The sequence below is a fragment of the Burkholderia sp. RF7-non_BP4 genome (assembly GCF_001521935.1).
GTDB lineage: Bacteria > Pseudomonadota > Gammaproteobacteria > Burkholderiales > Burkholderiaceae > Burkholderia > Burkholderia diffusa.
The window spans coordinates 19999-39709 of record NZ_LOTA01000078.1; the positions used below are offsets into that span (position 1 = coordinate 19999).

The 19711-nt window shown below is 67.7% G+C and carries 20 protein-coding genes; 8 read left to right on the forward strand and 12 right to left on the reverse strand.

Annotation, left to right across the window (positions count from 1 at the left end):
- Window positions 1–15 precede the first annotated feature (15 nt).
- On the forward strand, window positions 16–957 hold the full coding sequence (locus WS49_RS24260) for a LysR substrate-binding domain-containing protein (protein WP_059534066.1): 942 nt from the start codon (window positions 16–18) through the stop codon (window positions 955–957).
- A 28-nt stretch (window positions 958–985) separates the two neighbouring features.
- Here the strand turns inward: WS49_RS24260 and WS49_RS24265 are convergent, their stop codons facing one another.
- Window positions 986–1675 carry an aspartyl/asparaginyl beta-hydroxylase domain-containing protein gene (locus tag WS49_RS24265; protein ID WP_059534068.1) on the reverse strand — a complete coding sequence of 230 codons (690 nt, stop codon included), beginning with the start codon at window positions 1673–1675 and terminating at the stop codon, window positions 986–988.
- A gap of 203 nt (window positions 1676–1878) precedes the next feature.
- Between WS49_RS24265 and WS49_RS24270 the strand changes: the two genes are divergently transcribed.
- Both WS49_RS24270 and WS49_RS24275 read left to right on the forward strand, forming a co-directional pair.
- Window positions 1879–2223: a DUF4148 domain-containing protein gene (locus tag WS49_RS24270; RefSeq protein WP_059534070.1), complete on the forward strand. Its 345-nt coding sequence runs from the start codon at window positions 1879–1881 to the stop codon at window positions 2221–2223.
- Window positions 2224–2294: 71 nt separating this feature from the next.
- The gene (locus tag WS49_RS24275; protein ID WP_059534341.1) at window positions 2295–2570 is read left to right on the forward strand and encodes a DUF4148 domain-containing protein; all 276 of its coding nucleotides are present in this window, start codon (window positions 2295–2297) and stop codon (window positions 2568–2570) included.
- 269 nt (window positions 2571–2839) lie between these two features.
- Here WS49_RS24275 and WS49_RS24280 read toward each other — a convergent pair whose 3' ends face one another.
- The 3 genes from WS49_RS24280 to WS49_RS24290 form a co-directional block, all read right to left on the reverse strand.
- Complete coding sequence (locus WS49_RS24280) at window positions 2840–3367, reverse strand: cytochrome b (RefSeq protein WP_059534072.1); 528 nt, start codon at window positions 3365–3367, stop codon at window positions 2840–2842.
- A 70-nt stretch (window positions 3368–3437) separates the two neighbouring features.
- Window positions 3438–4889 carry an ATP-binding protein gene (locus WS49_RS24285; RefSeq protein ID WP_059534074.1) on the reverse strand — a complete coding sequence of 484 codons (1452 nt, stop codon included), beginning with the start codon at window positions 4887–4889 and terminating at the stop codon, window positions 3438–3440.
- Complete coding sequence (locus WS49_RS24290; protein ID WP_059534076.1) at window positions 4886–5545, reverse strand: response regulator; 660 nt, start codon at window positions 5543–5545, stop codon at window positions 4886–4888. The genes WS49_RS24285 and WS49_RS24290 overlap by 4 nt, the downstream gene beginning before the upstream one ends.
- A 232-nt stretch (window positions 5546–5777) precedes the next feature.
- Here WS49_RS24290 and WS49_RS24295 point away from each other — a divergent pair, with 232 nt between their 5' ends.
- From WS49_RS24295 to WS49_RS24305, 3 genes are all read left to right on the forward strand, one after another.
- Entirely contained in the window at window positions 5778–6182 is a 405-nt protein-coding gene (locus WS49_RS24295) for a hypothetical protein (RefSeq protein WP_156441439.1), read from the forward strand.
- Window positions 6183–6244: 62 nt separating this feature from the next.
- On the forward strand, window positions 6245–7414 hold the full coding sequence (hpnI, locus tag WS49_RS24300) for a bacteriohopanetetrol glucosamine biosynthesis glycosyltransferase HpnI (RefSeq protein WP_059534080.1): 1170 nt from the start codon (window positions 6245–6247) through the stop codon (window positions 7412–7414).
- Window positions 7411–8499, forward strand: a complete 1089-nt coding sequence (locus WS49_RS24305) for a lysylphosphatidylglycerol synthase domain-containing protein (protein ID WP_059534082.1) — start codon at window positions 7411–7413, stop codon at window positions 8497–8499. Before hpnI ends, WS49_RS24305 begins: the two co-directional genes overlap by 4 nt.
- Window positions 8500–8578: 79 nt before the next feature.
- Here the strand turns inward: WS49_RS24305 and denD are convergent, their stop codons facing one another.
- The 8 genes from denD to WS49_RS24345 all read right to left on the reverse strand — a co-directional run bounded on the left by denD (window position 8579) and on the right by WS49_RS24345 (window position 16789).
- Window positions 8579–9550 (reverse strand): D-erythronate dehydrogenase, encoded by a 972-nt coding sequence (gene denD / locus WS49_RS24310; protein ID WP_059534084.1) that lies wholly within the window; start codon window positions 9548–9550, stop codon window positions 8579–8581.
- Between the two features lie 28 nt (window positions 9551–9578).
- Window positions 9579–10355, reverse strand: coding sequence for a 2-oxo-tetronate isomerase (otnI, locus tag WS49_RS24315; RefSeq protein WP_059534086.1), 777 nt, complete (start codon window positions 10353–10355; stop codon window positions 9579–9581).
- 60 nt (window positions 10356–10415) lie between these two features.
- Window positions 10416–11741 (reverse strand): MFS transporter, encoded by a 1326-nt coding sequence (locus tag WS49_RS24320; protein ID WP_059534088.1) that lies wholly within the window; start codon window positions 11739–11741, stop codon window positions 10416–10418.
- A 139-nt stretch (window positions 11742–11880) separates the two neighbouring features.
- Window positions 11881–12519 (reverse strand): 3-oxo-tetronate 4-phosphate decarboxylase, encoded by a 639-nt coding sequence (gene otnC / locus WS49_RS24325; protein ID WP_059534343.1) that lies wholly within the window; start codon window positions 12517–12519, stop codon window positions 11881–11883.
- On the reverse strand, window positions 12519–13805 hold the full coding sequence (gene otnK, locus WS49_RS24330) for a 3-oxo-tetronate kinase (protein WP_059534090.1): 1287 nt from the start codon (window positions 13803–13805) through the stop codon (window positions 12519–12521). Before otnK ends, otnC begins: the two co-directional genes overlap by 1 nt.
- 19 nt (window positions 13806–13824) lie before the next feature.
- Complete coding sequence (gene ltnD / locus WS49_RS24335) at window positions 13825–14715, reverse strand: L-threonate dehydrogenase (protein ID WP_059466901.1); 891 nt, start codon at window positions 14713–14715, stop codon at window positions 13825–13827.
- Window positions 14716–14798: 83 nt separating this feature from the next.
- A complete protein-coding gene (locus tag WS49_RS24340) occupies window positions 14799–15503 on the reverse strand; it encodes a FadR/GntR family transcriptional regulator (protein WP_059534092.1) in 705 nt (234 codons plus the stop codon).
- Between the two features lie 212 nt (window positions 15504–15715).
- Window positions 15716–16789, reverse strand: coding sequence for a GlxA family transcriptional regulator (locus WS49_RS24345; protein WP_059534345.1), 1074 nt, complete (start codon window positions 16787–16789; stop codon window positions 15716–15718).
- A 261-nt stretch (window positions 16790–17050) separates the two neighbouring features.
- Between WS49_RS24345 and WS49_RS24350 the strand changes: the two genes are divergently transcribed.
- Together WS49_RS24350 and WS49_RS24355 are read left to right on the forward strand one after the other, a co-directional pair.
- Window positions 17051–18436, forward strand: coding sequence for an L-serine ammonia-lyase (locus WS49_RS24350; RefSeq protein ID WP_059534094.1), 1386 nt, complete (start codon window positions 17051–17053; stop codon window positions 18434–18436).
- Between the two features lie 15 nt (window positions 18437–18451).
- Window positions 18452–19696, forward strand: a complete 1245-nt coding sequence (locus WS49_RS24355; protein WP_006480591.1) for a sarcosine oxidase subunit beta family protein — start codon at window positions 18452–18454, stop codon at window positions 19694–19696.
- Window positions 19697–19711 lie beyond the last annotated feature (15 nt).

A 19711-nucleotide genomic window follows, 5' to 3' on the forward strand; every position in this document is an offset into this window, starting at 1 on the left:
GATAGCGATGCAGCGATGACCGAACAAACGAATAATCCGCAACCCGGGTATGCCGCCCGCGCATATCCGCTGGCGGATCTCACGCGTGCGCTGCCGCCGTTGACGGCGTTCCAGGCGTTCGTCGCCGCTGCCGAACTCGGCAGTTTCAATCGGGCGGCCGAGCATCTGTGCCGGACCCAGGGTGCGGTGAGCCGTCAGGTGCAGCAACTGGAAGCGCACTACCGGTGTGCGTTGTTCGTTCGTCATCCGTCGGGATTGACGTTGACCGCGGAAGGCGGCGCGTTGCTGACGGTGGCCATCGACGTGCTCGCGCAACTGGCGCGACACGCGCATGCCCATGCGCATGCCGCGTCGACCCTGACGTTGCGCCTGCCATCCACGTTCGCGATCCGGTGGCTGCTGCCGCGGCTGTCGGCGCTCAATCACGCGTTGCCGCGAATCGAATTGCGCATTCACACGTCGGCGGACGACACGCCGGATTTCACCGACGCCGATTTCGATGCCATCGTCGTGCGCGGTACCGGAAACTGGGCGGGAATGGTGGCGGTGCCGCTGTTCGACGAGTGCCTCACGCCGATGTGTACGCGCGAGATCGGTGCGTCGTTGAAGTCGATCGCCGATCTCGCGCACGCGACGCTGCTGCATCCCGCGCGCAATCGCGACGAATGGCGATGCTGGCTCGACGCCGTCGGCGCAACGCGGATCGACCCGGACACCGGGCTCGTATTCGATACGCTCGAACTGACGTTGACGGCCGCGGCCGACGCGCACGGCGTCGCGATCGGCGATCCGCGCATGGCGGCGGATCGGCTGGCAGCCGGCGCGCTGGTCACGCCGTTCCCGGAGGTGGTGCGCAACGGCCTCGGTTACTACCTCGTCTACCCGACGCAGCGCGCCACGCAACCCGCGATTCAAGCGCTCGCGGAGGTCCTGACGCGTCTCGCGCGCGAGGATTGACCGCGACGGGCGGGCGCCGTGCGGTTGGCTAGACCGGGATCGATCGCCCCCGCATCCGGATTCCGAGTCGCACGACGCCGATCACCGCATTCGACAGCCACGTCAGCAAGCGCGGCATGCCGCGCCGTCGGATATCGAGCAGCAGCACGATTCGCACTGCGTCGCTGTCGTTCCACACCTCGTGCTCGAACGTGTCGTCCCACAGCAGGAAGCGGCCTTCTTCGAGCCGGTATTCATGGCCGTCGATCTTCAGCACCGCCGCCGGCGTGCCGTCGGCGCGCTTCGGCATCGACAGCACGAGATAGCCGCGCAGGATGCCGCGGAACGGTCCGCGATGCGGCGGGATGTGTTTGCCGGGCGCGAGGAACGACAGCGACGCGGACAACACGTCCGGCGATGCCGCGACGATCGATTCGACGGTCGGGCAACGCGACAGGTTGCGCGGAAACGGCTGGCCGTACGCCTGCATGATGAACATCCGCCAGTCGCGTGCATCGTTGGCCGAGATGTCGTGCTGCTCGCGCATGATCTCGTGGAAGCGCGGGATGCGCGGCAGGTCGCGCGCGACGGCCAGCGCTTCCGAGCGAATGGCCGGCCACGCGCGGACGAATCGCTCGGCGTCGGGGAACATGGCCGGGTCGAGCACGGCACCGCTGTCGATATGACGGTCGAACAGCGTGCGAAGCAGGCCGGCTGCATAGTCGTAAGCGACGGACATGATCGAGGCGCGATCCACAAGGTGTCGTCAGTCTGCCCCACGCGCGGTGGGGCCTGCGTTACGTCAGGTTACGCCGGCTGACGAAAGAATGACAGTTCGATGAATGTCCTGCGCAAGCGGTTCGCCATTCCGGGAATAAACGGGCACCCCGCGTCGTCATACGGGTGTAGCACGTCGTTTCGTTGACTTCCGAAGGAGTGAGCATGAATACGCATTGGCTGGTGGCCGCCATGGTGGCGGCGATGTCCGTCGCGAGTGTCGCGACGCCTGCGTCGGCACAGGCGCTGACGCGCGCGCAGGTCAGGCAGCAATTGATCGACGCTGAAAACAACGGGCTGCGCTTCGTGACCGATACGTCGTATCCGGACGTGAGTCCGCTATTCCGGCAGCAGGCCGAACAGATGCCTCGGCATCAGGCCGAAACGGCGGTCGGCAGCGATCCAGCCGCGACTTCCGATGCGGGGAGGCCGACGGTACTGCCGTCGCGTCCGCGCTCGGCCGCGTGCGTGGGCCCCGAGAGCTTCTGCACGCCGTATTTCGGAAGCTGAAGAAGCAGGCCACCGCGGCCGGCCCGGCATCCACGAAGGTTGATCGGCACGCAACATTGAAGGAGTTCATGATGAAAACTTGTATCGCACTACTGATGATGATCGGCGTGGTATCCGGTCAGTCTGCATTCGCGCAATCGAATGCGCCGCTCACGCGTGCACAGGTTCGCGAGGAACTGATTCGTCTGGAAGCGGCGGGCTACGATCCGTCGAAGGGGGACGACGGAGAATATCCGGCGGACATTCAGGCCGCGCTGGCGAAGGTCGCCGAGCAGGATCGGGCGAGGATGGCGGCTTTGCCCACCGCGCCCGCGCCGGCCGCCGTCATGCCGGCGCAGACCGACTAACTAGGTGCCGACATGTACGTATGTGTCTTCGGGCCTACGTGCTCGCGGTACGGCAATACGCACGCCGTTCGCGGCGCGCGGCCTGGCCGAACCGCACGGACGGCGAGGCCGTCGATCACGCGCCGCTTCGCGCGGCGCCGCGATCAGCGCGTTGCCCGATTCCGATGGGCGCGCAGGTGGATTGCAGGGTGAGTCGCGATGCAGGCGCGCGCGATCCGTCATTGCCGGATCGCTGCCTGCGATGGTGCGCCACGGCGCAGGTGGCGAGATTACCAGGGCATCATCCGTTGCATGACGCCGTCGCGCAGGACGAAACGATGCGCGACCGCGGCCGCGACGTGAAGGCAGATGCCGCCGAACAGCACCCACGCGAGGATGCCGTGCACGTCGCCCATCGCGTGCCCGAATCCCGAGCCGGCCGCCGACAGCGCCGGCAGCGGGACGACGCCGAACAGCGTCACAGCCCATGCGCGCGACGACGCATTGATCCAGCCGAGCAACGGCACCGCGATCAGCAGTGCATAGAGCCCGAAGTGCGTTGCGCCGGACACCGCGCGCATCGCGGGCGACAGTTCGTCGGCGGGCGGGCGATGCGTCACGCGCCAGAGCACGCGGCAAGCCATTGCGGCAAGCAGCGCGGTGCCCACGATCAGGTGCGCGGCGATCAGGCCGACCGGTTGCGTGTCGCGATGCACGTCGGGCATCGTCCAGCCGATTGCATATTGCGCGACGACCAGCGCCACGATCAGCCAGTGAAGAAGGCGTGCGACTGCGTCGTATCGTGCGGTTGTAGACATGAAAGCTCCTGGCAAGCGGATGAGGACCGTATCTTCCGGCGGATTTTACGGCCGAATCCTTAACGAAACGTTAAGCGTGCGGTCGTGCACCGGCTTCGCCCGATAACGCCTGCGTGCGATCGATCCGGGCGGATTCAGCCGACGGCATCGAGATCGTGACGCCGAGGCCGCGGCCGCCGATGCCGGGCCCGAATTGCACGGTGCCGCCGAAGTATTGCGCGATGCGCTGGACGATCGACAGCCCGAGCCCGCTGCCGGGCAACTGCGTGCCCACGCCGCGATAGAAACGATCGCCGAGCCGCTCGTGCTCGCCGGGGGCGACGCCGGGCCCGTCGTCGCGCACGACGATGCGCTGCGCTGCGCCGTCGTCGTGTACGTCGATCTCGATGCGGCCCCCCTGCCGGCCGTACTTGACCGCGTTGTCGAGCAGATTGTCGAGCAGGATGCCGAGCAGGATCGGATCGGCCTGAATCGCTCGCCCGGGCGTGCCGGTGGCGACGACGGCGATGCAGTGATCCGACGCCTTCGCGAGATGCCGCTCGATGGCCGCGTCGACCAGTTCGCGGACGACGACGGCGCGCACCGGAATGCGTTCGTATTCGTCGAGCCGCGCGAGCAGCAACAACTGTTCGGCGAGACGCGCGCTGCGATCGACGCCTTGCACCACGCGCTGCATCGCGAGCTGTTTGCGCGTCGGATCGTCGGTCGCGAGCGCGACCTGGGCCTGAACCTTGATCGCGGCCAGCGGCGTCTTGAGTTCGTGCGCCGCGTCGGACGTGAATGCCCGCTCGCGCACGATGGACTGCCGCAGTCTGGCGAGCAGGCGGTCGATCGCGTCGACCAGCGTGCGGACTTCTTCCGGAACGGTCGTGACGCCGAGCGGTTCGAGCGAGCGCGCGTCGCGCGCGCCGATCAGCGTCGACAGCGTTTTCAGCGGCGCGAGACTGCGCCCGATCAGGAACCAGAGCAGCAACGCCAGCACCGGGAGCGCGACGATCAGCGGCCAGACGATGCCGCTCGCGATGCCCGTCGCGAGATCGCTGCGTGTGTTGGCCGGCTCCATCACCCGTATCCATCGGCCCGACGCGTCGTCGCGCAGTGTGTGCGTGCGCCATTGCGCGCCGCGCACGACGATCGTTTCGGGGGTGTCGCCTCGGCCGGCTGCATCGGGCCGGCCGGGGGCGTCGACCGGCAGGCTCGACGCGACGACGTTGCCCCGCGCGTCGCGGACTTCGAACAGTACGTCGCGCGGCAGACGATCGCCGTCGTTGTCTCGGGCGGCGGCCGACGTGCCGTGAGCCAGTTCGATGCGCGCGTCGGGCGGGAAGCGGGCGAGGCGGTCGAGGTCGGCCGGCGCGAGGTCGACGAGCAGCGACGCATATTCGACGAGACGGGCGTCTTCCCATTCGCCGATCTCGCGCGTCGCGTGCCGGAAGCTGCCGAACACAGCGACGATCCAGACGACGGTCACGCAGCCGAGCGCCATCGCCGAAACGCGGCGCCGTATCGAGCGCGAGATCATGGTTTGTCGACGACGTAACCGATGCCTCGCACCGTCCGGATCAGTTCCGCGCCGAGCTTCTTGCGCAGGTTCGAGATGTGGACCTCGATCGCATTGCTTTCGATGCCTTCCTGCCATCCGTACAGGCCGTCCTCGAGACGCGCCCGCGACTGGGGCATGCCCGCATGACTGACGAGCTGAACGAGGATGGTCCATTCGCGTGACGTCAGCGCGATGCGCGCCGCATCGCGTGTCACCGTTTGGGTGGTCAGGTCGATCGTGATGTCGCGCCACACGATCTCGTCGCCGGCGCGACCCTGGGAGCGGCGCACGAGCGCGCGACAGCGGGCGAGCACCTCGGACAGCTCGAACGGTTTCGCGAGATAGTCGTCGGCGCCGTCGTCGAGGCCGCGGACCCGATCGGCCACGGTGCCGCGCGCGGTCAGGACGAGCACCGGCGTGGTATCGCCCGCGTCCCGCATCGCACGCAGCAGTTCTGTTCCCGATTTGCCGGGCAAGCCGAGATCGAGGACGACGAGGGCGAAGCGCGTCGTCGCGAGCGCGGCGGCGGCGGCATGACCGTCGCACAGCCAGTCGACCTGATAACCGGCCTGACTCAGGCTGATTTCGAGGCCGCTGCCGATGAGGTCGTCGTCTTCGACAAGGAGGAGTCGCATGGTCGATTCGTGTGCAGATACATGCAATTGTACGAGCCGGACTGTGCGCGTCGTGCAACGGATTGTAATTGCGCTTCCTCAAATATCGCCCGATTCTGAAGATCGCTTAAGGTTCGGCACCGGCATTCCGGCTACGATCGGCCACAACATTTCTCGGGTCGAACTCCGCTTCCCCTGATCCCCGAACCGGGTTCCGCGCGTCCCGCACGCGCGTGCCCGTCCACCCGCGACCGTGTCGATCGAAGCAGGATCGATGCGGGTCGTCCGCACGGGAGGTTCTTTCCTGATGGCACCCTCGACGATCGAGCGATGGCGCGCCTATCTGTTGATCGCCGCGCTCGCCGGCATGTTCGTTCAGTGTTTCGTGCTGGTTTCGTTGTTTGCGCTGCGCGTACCCGAAGCGTTTTTCACGACGATGACATTCCGCATCTGGGCCGTCGTCGCGGTCGCGACCGCGATCCTGTCGGCCCGTAAGGTGGCCGACGCGGCGTTCAGGGCCGCGGATGTGTGCGGCTATGTGCGTGTGTCCGGAATCGATCGCCGCACGGTAGCCGTGTCATCTGATTGCGCGTACCGTCGGCTGGTCGTCCTGCATATCCGGCTCAACGGGAATCGATACGGCGGCGTGTACGGGTGAGCGCGCGTTCGCGCGTGCCGGCCCCGGGCGTCGCCGTCATTGGGCCACCACTGGGGAGAAGCATGGTCTTGCTGCATGTGCTGTACGCGCTGGCCGGCGCGATGTCGATCGCCTGCGGGCTGGGCGTGTTGCTCGGCATTGCCTACACTGTCACGGCCAGCGTGCTGGTCGGCCGGTTCTTTTCGCGCGCGAGGGCGGTGCCGCGCGACTATCCGGGCGTCACCGTCGCGAAACCGCTGCACGGCGACGAATGGAACCTCGTACAGCATCTTGAAAGCTTCTTCGTCCAGGATTATCCGGGGCCGGTACAACATCTGTTCGGCGTGCACGATGCGGGCGACGCGGCGCTCGCGGCCGTCGAGACGCTGCGCGCGCGCCATCCGGACGCGAACATCAAGGTCGTCGCCGATGCGCGGTTATACGGGCCGAATCGCAAGATCGCGAATCTCGTCAACATGCTCGAACACGCGGAACATTCGGTGCTGTGTCTCGCCGACAGCGATGTGCTGGTCGAGCGCGATTATCTGCGTGCCGTCGTCGGCGCGCTACAGCAGCCGGAAGTCGGCATCGTGACGAGCGTGTATCGCGGCGTCGCGTCGCCGGGCTTCTGGCCCGGTGTCGCCGTCGCGATGACGAACTACCATTTCCTGCCGGGCGTCATTACCGGGCTTTTCATCGGGCGTGCCCGTCCGTGCTTTGGCCAGACGATTGCGATCACGCGCGCGACGCTCGAACGCATCGGCGGGCTCACGCGTTTCGCGCACCACCTGGCCGAGGATCACGCGCTCGGCGAAGCGGTGCGGCAGGTCGGCGCGCAGGTCGTCGTTCCGCCGTTCGTCGTCGGACATGCCTGTGTCGAAGAGACCTTCGCCAGGCTATATGCGCACGAATTGCGCTGGAGCTGCACGATCCGCGCGGCGGACCGGCTCGGTCACGCCGGGTCGGTGCTGATGCATCCGCTGCCGCTTGCATTGCTGGCCGTGCTGTTTTCCGGCGGCACGCTCGTCGCCTGGTGGCTGGCGGTCGCGGCGCTCGTCGCGCGGGCGCTGCTGATGTTCCGGACGAGCCGCGCCACCGGCGCGGGTCTGCGCGGCGCGCTCTGGCTGCCGTTCGTCGATTTGCTGCAGTTCGCGGTGTTCGTGTCGAGCTTCTTCTCGTCGCACGTCGTCTGGCGCGGCACGCGCTTTCGCGTCGACCGCGAGGGCTTGTTGTCGCCGGCGGGGAAATCATGATGCACGACGCGCATTCCGATGTCGAAGGCGCGGCCCGGCCGTCCGCGCGTCGCGACGCACGGTTGCGGCATGCGGGGCGCGCGGCGGCGCTGGCCGGGCTGGTGCTCGCGGTGTGGCTGATCTGGCGCGAGCATCCGCTGGAGATCCTGCATCGGTTGCGGATTGCCGGGGCCGGGTTGCTGGTCGCCGCGCTGGCCCACATCCTGCCGATGCTCGCGAATGCGTGGGACTGGCGGATGCTGATCCGTGGCCCGCGCCGGCCGTCATTCGCGACGATGCTCAAGCTCGTATGGATCCGCGAATCGATCAACGGGCTGTTGCCGGTCGCGCGGATCGGCGGCGAGATCGTGTCGTTCAGCCTGCTGCGGCAGGCGGGCGTGCGCCCGGCGACCGCCGTGGCGAGCCTCGTCGCGGACATGCAACTGACGCTGATCAGCCAGCTCGTGTTCGCGCTGGTCGCGATCGGCTACGTGCTCGAACACGTGTCGTCCGATGCCGCGCAGGTGGCCGCGCGCCTCGCCATCGGCATGGCGGCGCTCGTGCCGGTGCTGCTGCTGTTCGCGCTGGTTCAACACGCGCGGCCGTTCGAGCGCGCGATGCGCGTGGTCAATCGCGTCACGAGCGGCAAGGTGGTGGCGCTGGTCGGCGAATCGGCACGCACCGATCAGTCGATCCGGATGATCTGGAGAAAGACGGGTGTCGTCGTCCGCTATCTGGCGATCTGGCAGACGCTGCAATTTGTCGGCTATTCGCTGGAAATCTGGCTCGCGCTGCATTTCCTCGGCGCCGATCCGACGTTCGCGCAGGCGCTCGCGATCGAAGCGCTGATCCAGCTCCTGAGCAGCATCGCGTTCCTGATGCCGGGCGGGCTGGGCGTGCAGGAGGGCGGGTTCGTGCTGATCGGCGGGCTGCTCGGGTTCGACGCGCCGACCTGCCTGGCGCTCGCCGGCGCGCGGCGCGTCCGCGACTTGCTGTTCTATCTGCCGGGCCTGCTCGCATGGCAGCATGCGGCCGGCGCGGCGCGCTCGCCGTACGAGGCGAAGCGCGCATCGATGCCCGTCGGGGAGTCCGCCGGGCCGCGTTGATGCGGCCCGACGGTGCCGGCCACCCGGGCGGGCAGCGGTCCGCCGACGCGACCGCATGCCTCGCCGGCCGGCGCGGCGATCAACCTCGTTCGTCGGCGATGTGGCTGCGGATCACGTCCGCGAACGACGTGTCGCCCTTCAGGCCGAGCGCTTCGGCGCGCGTCGTGTCCCAGCGGCCCGGCCAGCTGCCGACGATCTTCTCGACGCGTTCGTCCGGCGCATGACGGATCAGCTTCACGACGTCGTCGCCCGCGACTTCGCGCAGTGCCGCGATCATTTCGTCGACCGACACCGACAGGCCGGGCAGGTTGATCACGCGCTTGTTACCGAGCTTCTCGCTGTCGATCTCGCAACCCGCGACGAGCGCATCGATCGCGCCGCGCGGCGACAGCAGCCACAGCCGCGTCGAACCGGGCACCGGGCACACGCTTTCCTCGCCGTTCAGCGGTTCGCGGATGATGCCGCTCGCGAACGACGACGCCGCCGCGTTCGGGCGGCCCGGCCGCACGCTGATGGTCGGCAGCCGCAGCACGCGTCCGTCGACGAAGCCGCGCCGTGCGTAGTCGCACAGCAGCAGTTCGGCGATCGCCTTCTCCGCGCCGTACGACGATTGCGGATTCAGCGCGGTGTCGTCCTGCACGACGTCGGGCAACACGCCGCCGTAGACGGCCACCGAACTCGTGAACACGACCCGCGGACGATGGCCGCGCGCGCGGCACACTTCGAGCAGCGTGCGCGACGCGTCGAGGTTGATCCGCATGCCGAGATCGAAATCGGCTTCGGCCTGCCCGCTGACGATCGCCGCAAGATGGAAGATCGCGCCCGTCTGCGCGTCGATCGCGCTTTCGAGCACCGTGCGATCGGCGATGTCGCCGACGATCGACGTCACGCGCGCGTCGCCGAAATCGCTGCCCTTCACGACGTCGAGCAGCACCAGCTCGTCGATCTTGCCGGTCCGGCCGTCGGGGCCGGTCAGTTCGCCGCGCTCGAGCAGCTTGCGCGCGAGACGCTGGCCGAGAAAGCCGGCGCCGCCGGTGATCAGTACTTTCATGTTGTGAGCCCTCTTCGGAATACGTGGATTACAGATAAGGCTTGAGCCAGCCGAGCCCTTCGGACGTGCCGGCTTTCGGGCGATACTCGCAGCCGATCCAGCCGTCGTAGGCGAGCGCGTCGATCAGCTCGAACAGATACGGGTAGTTGAGTTCGCCGATGTCCGGCTCGTGACGCTCGGGCACGCCGGCGATCTGGATGTGGCCGATGCCCGCGAAATCGCGCTTGAGCTTCATCGCGAGGTCGCCTTCGACGATCTGGCAGTGATAGCAGTCGAATTGCACCTTCAGGTTCGGCGCGCCGACTTCCGCGCGGATGTCGTGCGCATCGTCCTGGCGGCTCAGGAAATAGCCGGGCATGTCACGCTGGTTGATCGGCTCGATCAGGATCGTGATGCCATGCGCGGCCGCCGCCTGCGCCGCATGCCGCAGATTCGCCACGTAGGTATCGCGATGGCGCGCGCGGTCGGCGCCCGGCGCGACCATCCCGGCCATCACGTGCAGCTTCTTGTTGCCGAGCACGCGCGCATAGTCGAGCGCCTGGTCGATGCCGCGCCGGAACTCGTCCTCGCGGCCCGGCAGCGACGCGATCCCGCGCTCGCCGGCGGCCCAGTCGCCCGGCGGCGCGTTGAACAGCGCCTGCTCGAGGTTGTGCGCGTCGAGGCGCGCGCGAATGTCCTCGGCGGCGAAGTCGTACGGGAACAGGTACTCGACGGCCTTGAAGCCGTCGTACGAGGCAGCGGCGAAGCGTTCGAGGAACGCGTGCTCGGTGTACATCATCGAGAGGTTGGCGGCGAAGCGGGGCATGGCAGCGGGTCCTGTGAATGAATGGGGCAGGGCGCACGGCGCCCCGCGTCGAATGACGGATCAGCGGTTCACGAGTTTCGCGGGCGTCAGCCACACGGCGATCGCGCCGATCACGAGCATGGCGGCCAGCACGTACATGCCGGACGCCGTGCTGTGCGTGACGTCCTTCAGGTAGCCGATCACGTACGGGCTCGCGAACCCGGCGAGGTTGCCGACCGAGTTGATGATCGCGATCCCGGCGGCCGCGGCGGAACCGGCGAGGAACGCGGTCGGCAGCGACCAGAACAGCGGTGCGCAGGTCAGCACGCCGCCCGCCGCGAGCGACAGGAACACGATCGACACCGCCGTATTGTGCGAGTACGACGCGGCGACCGCAAACCCGACCGCGCCCATCAGCGCCGGCACGATCAGGTGCCAGCGGCGTTCGCGGCGCTTGTCCGCGCTGTGGCCGAACAGGTTCATCACGACGATCGCGACGACGAACGGAATTGCCGACAGCAGGCCGATCTGCAACGTATCGGTGATGCCGGTCGACTTGACGAGCGTCGGCATCCAGAACGTGAGACCGTACTGGCCGGTGACGAACGCGAAGTAGATCAGCGACATCCACCACATGCGCGGATCGGAGAACACGGCCTTCAGCGAATGGCCGTGCTGTTGCTGTTCCTGCGGCTGCGCGGCGATTTCATCCTCCAGGATCTGCTTTTCGCGCTCGTCGAGCCATTTCGCGCTGCGGATGCTGTTGTCGAGATACAGGATCGTCGCGATGCCGACGAGCACGGCCGGCACGGCCTCGATCATGAACATCCATTGCCAGCCGTGGAAGCCCGAGCCGCCGTGGAAGCGCTCCATGATCCAGCCCGACAGCGGGTTGCCGAAGATGCCCGACACCGGAATCGCCGACATGAACACCGCGATGATCTTCGCGCGGCGATGCGACGGGAACCAGTACGTGAGGTACAGGATCACGCCCGGATAGAAGCCGGCTTCCGCGAGACCGAGCAGGAAGCGCAGCACGTAGAACTGCGTCGGCGTCTTCACGAACGCGAACAGCGCGGACAACAGGCCCCACGTGATCATGATCCGCGCGATCCAGATGCGCGCGCCGATGCGGTGCATCAGCATGTTGCTCGGCAGTTCGAACAGGAAGTAGCCGAGGAAGAAGATGCCGGCGCCGAGGCCGAATACGGTTTCGCTGAACGCGAGGTCCTGCGACATCTGCAGCTTCGCGAAGCCGACGTTGACGCGATCGAGATACGCGACCACGTAGCAGAGCATCAGGAACGGCACGATGCGCCAGAACACTTTCTTGTAGGTGCGGTCGAGCTCGCCCGATTGGGCGGGCGCGGCGGGCGAGCGGCCTGCGGCCGCGTCGAGAGCAGTCATCGTCGTCTCCTGGGATGTCATGTGCCGGCGGCGCGCACGCCGTCGGATTGTGTCGTGTGTGCTGATGGAAGGGCCCGCGCACACGGCGGGCATGGGAATCGGTACGTAGTCCTGCGAGATCCGGGCGCGATGCGTTGCGTTACCAGCGTGCGCCGAAGGTCTGGCGCAGCTCGTCGAGTGCGGCGTCGGACAGCGGCTCGGGCTTCGGGTTCGTCATCAGCCAAAGCCGCGCGGTTTCCTCGAGCTCCTCGAGCGCGTACGACGCGTGCGACACCGACTGCCCCCACATCACCGGGCCGAGGCGGTCGAGCAGCACGCCGCGAACCTGATCGGCGAGTGCCGCGACTTCGGCCGCGACGGCCGGGTCGCCGGGGCGGCGATAGCGGATCAGCGGAATGTGGCCGACCTTCATCACGTAGTACGGCGTGATCGGCGGCAGGACGTCGGTGTCGCGCCATACGCCCGCGAGCGTCAGCGCGACGAGGTGCGTCGAATGCGTATGGACGATGCCGTTCGCCTGCGCGTTGCGCGCGTAGATTCCGCGATGCAGCGCGAGCGTCTTCGACGGCTTGCCGCCCGAGCGCGGCTGGCCGTCCAGGCCGACCTTCGCGATGTCGTTCGGGTCGAGGCGGCCGAGGCAGGCATCGGTCGGCGTGATCAGCCAACCGTCGTCCAGACGCGCGCTGATGTTGCCGGCGCTGCCGACTGCATGGCCGCGCGCATACAGGCTCGCGCCGACGACGCAGATCTCTTCGCGCAGTTTCGCTTCGTGGCTCATCATGCGGCTCCGTCGAGCGCGCGCAGCGCCTTGTCGAAAAAGTCCACCGTGCCGAAGTTGCCGGATTTCAGCGCGAGGCCGAGCGGCTGCGCGTCGATGGTGGCCGTTGCCGGCACGCCCGGATCGATCTGCGCACCGATCTGCAGCGACTTCACGTCGAGCGCCTGCACGACCGCGCCGGACGTCTCGCCACCGGCGACGACGAACTTGCGCACGCCGAACTCGCGCAAGCCCCTGGCGATCGCCGCGAGCGTGCTCTCGACGAGATGGCCGGCCGCCTCGACGCCGAGCGCCTGCTGGACGGCCTTCACTTCGTCGGGTGTCGCGGTCGCGTAGATCAGCACGGGTTGCGGCAGGTGCGAGCGTGCGAACGCGAGTGCGGCGTCGACGACGGGCTCGCCGCGCGAGGCCGCGAGCGGATCGATCCGGAAGCTCGGCCGGCTTTCGCGCCACGCGGCGACCTGGGCGTTGGTTGCCTTCGACGCGCTGCCGGCGAGCACCGCCGACAACCCGTCGATGCGCGGCAGCGAGGCCGCGTTGTCGCGCTCGGGCAGCTGATCCGCGCGACGGAAATTCGCGGGCAGGCCGAGGGCGACGCCCGAGCCGCCGGTGACGAGCGGCAGGCCCGCGCACGCTTCGCCGAGCACGTAGAGGTCGCGATCCGACAGCGCGTCGGCGATCGCGAAGCGCGCGCCTTCCGCGCGCAGCTGCTCGATCCGCGTGCGCACGGCGGCCGCGCCCAGCGCGATCGTGTCGTAGCGGATCAGGCCGACTTGCGACTTCGTTTGCCGCTGCAGCACGCGCACGAGGTTGGCGTCCTTCATCGGCGTGAGCGGGTGGTTCTCCATGCCCGATTCGTTCAGCAGCACGTCGCCGACGAACAGGTGGCCGCGGAAGATCGTGCGGCCGTTCTCCGGGAACGCCGGGCACGCGATCGCGAAGCCGCCGCCGGCCGCGTCGAGCAGCGCATCGGCGACGGGCCCGATGTTGCCCGCGTCGGTCGAGTCGAACGTCGAGCAGTACTTGAAGAAGAATTGCCGGCAGCCCTGTGCGCGCAGCCATTCGTGGGCGGCGAGCGATTGCGCGACGGCGTCGGCGGCGGGAATCGTGCGCGACTTCAGCGCGACGACGATCGCGTCGGCGTCGACTGCGGCGTCGCCGGCGGGCACGCCGATCGTCTGCACGGTACGCATGCCGCTCTTGACGAGCATGTTCGCGAGATCGGTCGCGCCGGTGAAATCGTCGGCGATGCAGCCGAGCAGGGGACGGGAAGCGGAAGCGGTCATGGCAGGAACGTCGTTCGAATCAGCGGGCGGGCGGCAGCGTGATGCCGGGGAAAGTCTTGATCACGGCGGAATCGTCCTCGCCGCCGTGGCCGGCGCTCGACGCGCTCATGAACATCTGGTGCGCGGTGGCCGACAGCGGCAGCGGGAACTTGCTGCGCCGCGCGGTATCGAGCACGAGGCCGAGATCCTTCACGAAGATGTCGACGGCCGACAGCGGCGTGTAGTCGCCGTTCAGGATGTGCGGCACGCGGTTCTCGAACATCCACGAGTTGCCGGCGCTGTGCGTGATCACGTCGTAGAGCGCGTCGGCATCGACGCCTTCGCGCAGGCCCAGGGCCATCGCCTCGGCCGCCGCCGCGATATGCACGCCGGCCAGCAGCTGGTTGATGATCTTCACCTTCGAGCCGATGCCGTGCGCGTCGCCGAGGCGGTACACCTTGCCGGCGATCGCGTCGAGCACGTCGTCGCAGCCGGCATACGCGGCGGCGGGGCCGGACGTCATCATCGTCATCTCGCCGGAGGCCGCGCGCGCGGCGCCGCCGGATACCGGCGCGTCGAGCATCTGCAGGCCCGCGGCCTCGATGCGCGCGCCGAGCGCGACCGCGAAGTCGGGCGCGACGGTCGCGCTCGCGATCACGACGCCGCCCGGCTTCATCGCCGCGACCGCGCCGTGTTCGCCGAACAGCACCGTTTCGGTCTGCGCGGCATTGACGACGAGCGTGACGACGACATCGCATCGCGCGCCGAGTTCGGCCGGGCTCGCGCAGGCCACGCCGCCTTCGGCCGCGAACGCCTGCAGCACGGTGTCGCGCACGTCGCATGCGTGCACGCGGAACCCCGCGCGCAGCAGCGAGCGGGCGACGCCGAGGCCCATCGCGCCGAGGCCGATGACTCCAACATTTCGTGACATGGTCAACCTTGATCGATTCGGGAAAGGTTCGGGACAACGACGGCACCGGTTCGGCCCGGGCCGCCACATTCAGCAATCGTTCATCAGCAGATGCCGGCTTCCGCGAGACGGCGGGCGGCGTTGTACATGTGCGTGCGCGCCGCGTTGCGCGCCGCCATCGGGTCGCGCGCGCGGATCGCGTCGGCGATCGCCGCGTGTTCCTCGCGCACCTGCCGCGAGAAATCCTCGCGCGTCGCTTCGTTGCGCCGCGTGACCTTCACGCCGGCCTCGAGGTACTGGTTCAGAAACTGCAGCGTCTTCAGGAAATACGGGTTGCCGGTGACGGCCGCGATCGTGCGGTGGAACGCGACGTCTTCCGCGACGCCGTCGCGCCCTTCGGCCGCCGCGTCGTCGATCTTGCGCAATGCGTCGTCGATGTCGGCCATGTCGTCGGCCGTGTGGTGCAGCGCGGCTTCGGCCGCGACTTCAGCCTCGATCGCGCGTCGCACCGCGAGCAGGTGCGGCAGCGAGCTCGCCTCGACGGCTTCCGCGTAGTCGATCCGCAGCGGCCGGATCGCGCCGTGCTGGTTCACGTATACGCCGCTGCCCTGGCGCGGCTCGACCACGCCTTCGTTCTTCAGCCGCGAGATCGCCTCGCGGATCACGGTGCGGCTCACGCCGAATTCCTGCGCGAGCACGGCTTCCGTCGGCAGCTTGCCGGTGGCCGAGAAACTGCCGACTTCGATCTGCTTCAGCAGCTGCTGCGCGACGTGGTCGCTCATCGCACGGGCGGGAATCTTCTCGAACATGACGCTCTGGTTTGTAAGGTGATGTGGTCATCATACAAATTTGAAGGTGCGTCAGCATCCGGGATAACCCTCGGTCAACGGGCTGCAACGTCGGTCAAGTTGATTGGAACCGGTTCCAAATGGCGGGAAAATGCCGCGATCGTGCGACGTCCAAGCGCGGGCAGGAGAAGGAAAGGGCGGGAAAGGGCGCGCGCGGGCGACGCGCGCGATCGTCAGTCGGCGATGTCTTCGACGGGATCGGAATCGGCGGTCACCGGCACGCCGGCTTCTGCGCCGTCCCCGCCGCGCTCGCGATAGGTCGCCGGCGGCACGCCGAACTGCTTGCGGAACTCGCGGCCGAGGTGCGACGCGTCGGCGAACCCGCAACTCGACGCGATATCGGCGACGGTGCGGTCGGAGCTGGTCAGCAGCCACGCGGCCGTGCGCAGCCGCACCTGCTTCGCGAACGCCTGCGGGCTCTTGCCCGTCTCGGCCTTGAACAGCCGCTCGAGCTGGCGCGTCGACATGTCGAGCTTGCACGCGAGTTCCTCGAGCGGCAGCGCGCGGCCGACATGCTGTTCCATCAGGAGAATCGCGCGCTTGACCTTCGGGTGCGTGGCAGGCTCGAGGCCCGGCGGATGCGGCTGCGGCGCATTGCCCTTCTGCATCTCGCCGACGAGCAGGATGCGCAGTGCCTTCTGCACGGTCGCATGATCGAAATGGCGCAGCAGGATCGCGGCGGCGACGTCGATCGACGCGCGGCCGCCCGAGCAGGTGATCCGGCGCCGGTCGATCACGAACAGGCGATCGGCGATCAGCATGTCGGGATCGGCGTTCGGGAAGCGCTCGATGAAATCCCAGTAGTGGAACCAGCTCACGCACGTGCGGTAGCCGTCGAGCACGTTCGCGCGCATCAGCGTGAACACGCCCGTGCAGATCCCGACGACCGTCGCGCCGCCCGTCGCCGCGCGGCGGATGAAGTCGAGCGTTTCGGGGCCGGCTTGCGGCCCCGAATGCAGCAGCCCGCCGACCACGACCACGTAGTCGAACGGTTCGGCGCTCTCGAAGGTTTCCCACGGCGTGATCTGGATCCCGCAACTCGCGCGCACCGGCGCCAGCGTTTCGCCGATCACGCTCCACGCGCAGCGCACCGGCTTGCTGTAGTCGCCGTCGTCGGCCGACAGCCGCAGCATGTCGACGAAACCCGAAAAGGCCGTGAGCGTGAAGTTCGGCAGCAGCACGATGCCGAAACGGATGCGCTGCGGCGCGGGTTCGGCGAGGGGGGAAGCGGGTACGTCGGGTGTCATCGCGGTCAATCTCGTCACGCCGGGAAGGCGGGTCTCACTCGTTGCAGTCTGTTCGCGGGCACGGTTGCCGGCTGGCGCGCGCGCCGGCCGACTTGTGGTTTTTCGTCGTCAATCATCGTCAAAACGCACTTTCCGGCCGTCCTGCGCGGGGCTTGGCGGCGGTATCCCACGCCGATGCCGTTTTTGTTCTATCGGCCAATTTTACGCTTTGATGTACTGATGCCAACGACATTTCACGTACGCCCACCCAGAGGAAGTCAGATGAACGTCAGCGCGTTCGACCTGTTCAAGATCGGTATCGGCCCGTCCAGCTCGCATACGGTCGGCCCGATGATCGCCGCGTGCCGCTTCGCGTCGCACATCGAGGACGCGAACCTGCTCGGCTTCGTGCGCCGCGTGCGGGTCGAACTATACGGCTCGCTCGGTGCAACGGGCAAGGGCCACGGCACCGACAAGGCGGTGCTGCTCGGCCTCGAGGGTCATTTGCCCGACACGATCGATCCGGACCTGATCGAGCCCCGGCTCGCGGCGATCCGCGCGGAGAAGTCGCTGGCGCTGCTCGGCAAGCAGACGATTCGCTTCGACGAGAAGGAGAACATCGGCTTCTATCGCAAGCTGATGAGCGGCACCAGCATCGTCCATCCGAACGGGATGCGCTTCCAGGCGTTCGACGAGCACGGCCAGCTGCTCGTCGAGAAGGAGTATTACTCGATCGGCGGCGGCTTCGTCGTGAACCGCGATGGCGATCGCGTGAACGGCGTGCGTGCTGCGGCCGACGTGCCGTATCCGTTCCGCACCGGCGACGACCTGATGCGCCAGTGCCGCGAACACGGGCTGTCGATCGCCGAGCTGATGCTGCGCAACGAATGCACGCTGCGTCCGGAAGACGAGGTGCGCGGCGGGCTGCTCGCGATCTGGCGCACGATGGCCGCGTGCGTTGAGCGCGGCTGCAAGGTCGAGGGCGAACTGCCGGGCCCGATGCGCGTGAAGCGCCGCGCGGCCGAACTGAACGGGCGCCTGCGGGCGCGTTCGGAGGAGTCGCTGCGCGATCCGCTGTCGATGCTCGACTGGGTCAACCTGTATGCGATGGCCGTCAACGAGGAGAACGCGGCGGGCGGCCGGGTTGTCACCGCGCCCACCAACGGCGCGGCCGGCGTGATCCCCGCGGTGCTGCACTACTACGTGAAGTTCGTGCCGGGCTCGAACGAAGCCGGCATCGTCGAATTCCTGCTGACGGCCGCGGCGATCGGGATCATCTACAAGGAAACGGCGTCGATCTCGGGCGCGGAAGTCGGCTGCCAGGGCGAAGTGGGCGTCGCATGCTCGATGGCCGCGGCCGCGCTCGCCGCGGTGATGGGCGGCACGCCCGACCAGGTCGAGAACGCGGCCGAGATCGGGATGGAGCACAACCTCGGCATGACCTGCGATCCGGTTGGCGGGCTCGTGCAGATTCCGTGCATCGAACGCAACGCGATGGGCGCGATCAAGGCGCTGAACGCATCGCGGATGGCGCTCAAGGGTAACGGCCAGCACTACGTATCGCTCGATTCGGTGATCAAGACGATGCGCGAGACGGGTGCCGACATGAAGACGAAATACAAGGAAACGTCGCGCGGCGGTCTTGCCGTGAACGTCATCGAATGCTAACGAAGGATCACTAACATGAGCCGCTACTCGATATTCAGCCTGTTCCGCAACGGCCTCTCGTATCACGAGAACTGGGAAAAGCAGTGGAAGAGCCCGGAACCGAAGAAGGAATACGACGTCGTGATCGTCGGCGGCGGCGGCCACGGCCTCGCGACCGCGTACTACCTCGCGAAGGAACACGGCATCACGAACGTCGCGATCCTCGAGAAGGGCTGGATCGGCGGCGGCAACACCGCGCGCAACACGACGATCGTGCGCTCGAACTACCTGTGGGACGAATCGGCCGCGCTGTACGAGAAGGCGATGAAGCTGTGGGAAGGGCTGTCGCAGGACCTCAACTACAACGTGATGTTCAGCCAGCGCGGCGTGATGAACCTCGCGCATACGCTGCAGGACGTGCGTGACACCGAGCGTCGCGTGAACGCGAACCGCCTGAACGGCGTCGACGCCGAGTTCCTGACGCCCGCGCAGATCAAGGAAATCGAGCCGACGATCAACCTGAACAGCCGCTATCCGGTGCTCGGCGCATCGATCCAGCGCCGTGCGGGCGTCGCGCGTCACGACGCGGTGGCCTGGGGCTTCGCCCGCGGCGCCGACCGCGCCGGCGTCGACATCATCCAGAACTGCCAGGTGACGGGCATTCGTCGCGAAGGCGGCGCGGTGGTCGGCGTCGATACGGTGAAGGGCTTCATCAAGGCGAAGAAGGTCGCGGTGGTCGCAGCCGGCAACACGACGACGCTCGCCGACATGGCCGGCGTGCGCCTGCCGATCGAGAGCCACCCGCTGCAGGCGCTGGTGTCGGAGCCGATCAAGCCGGTGGTCAACTCGGTGATCATGTCGAACGCGGTGCACGCGTACATCAGCCAGTCCGACAAGGGCGACCTCGTGATCGGCGCGGGTATCGACCAGTACACGGGCTTCGGCCAGCGCGGCAGCTTCCACATCATCGAAAGCACGCTGCAGGCGATCGTCGAGATGTTCCCGGTGTTTTCGCGCGTGCGAATGAACCGCCAGTGGGGCGGCATCGTCGACGTGTCGCCGGACGCGTGCCCGATCATCACCAAGACCGACGTGAAGGGCCTCTACTTCAACTGCGGCTGGGGTACCGGCGGCTTCAAGGCGACGCCGGGCTCGGGCTGGGTGTTCGCGCACACGATCGCCCGCGACGAACCGCATCCGCTGAACGCGCCGTTCGCGCTCGACCGCTTCTACACGGGCCACCTGATCGACGAGCACGGCGCCGCCGCCGTCGCGCACTGACCCCCGCACTGAACG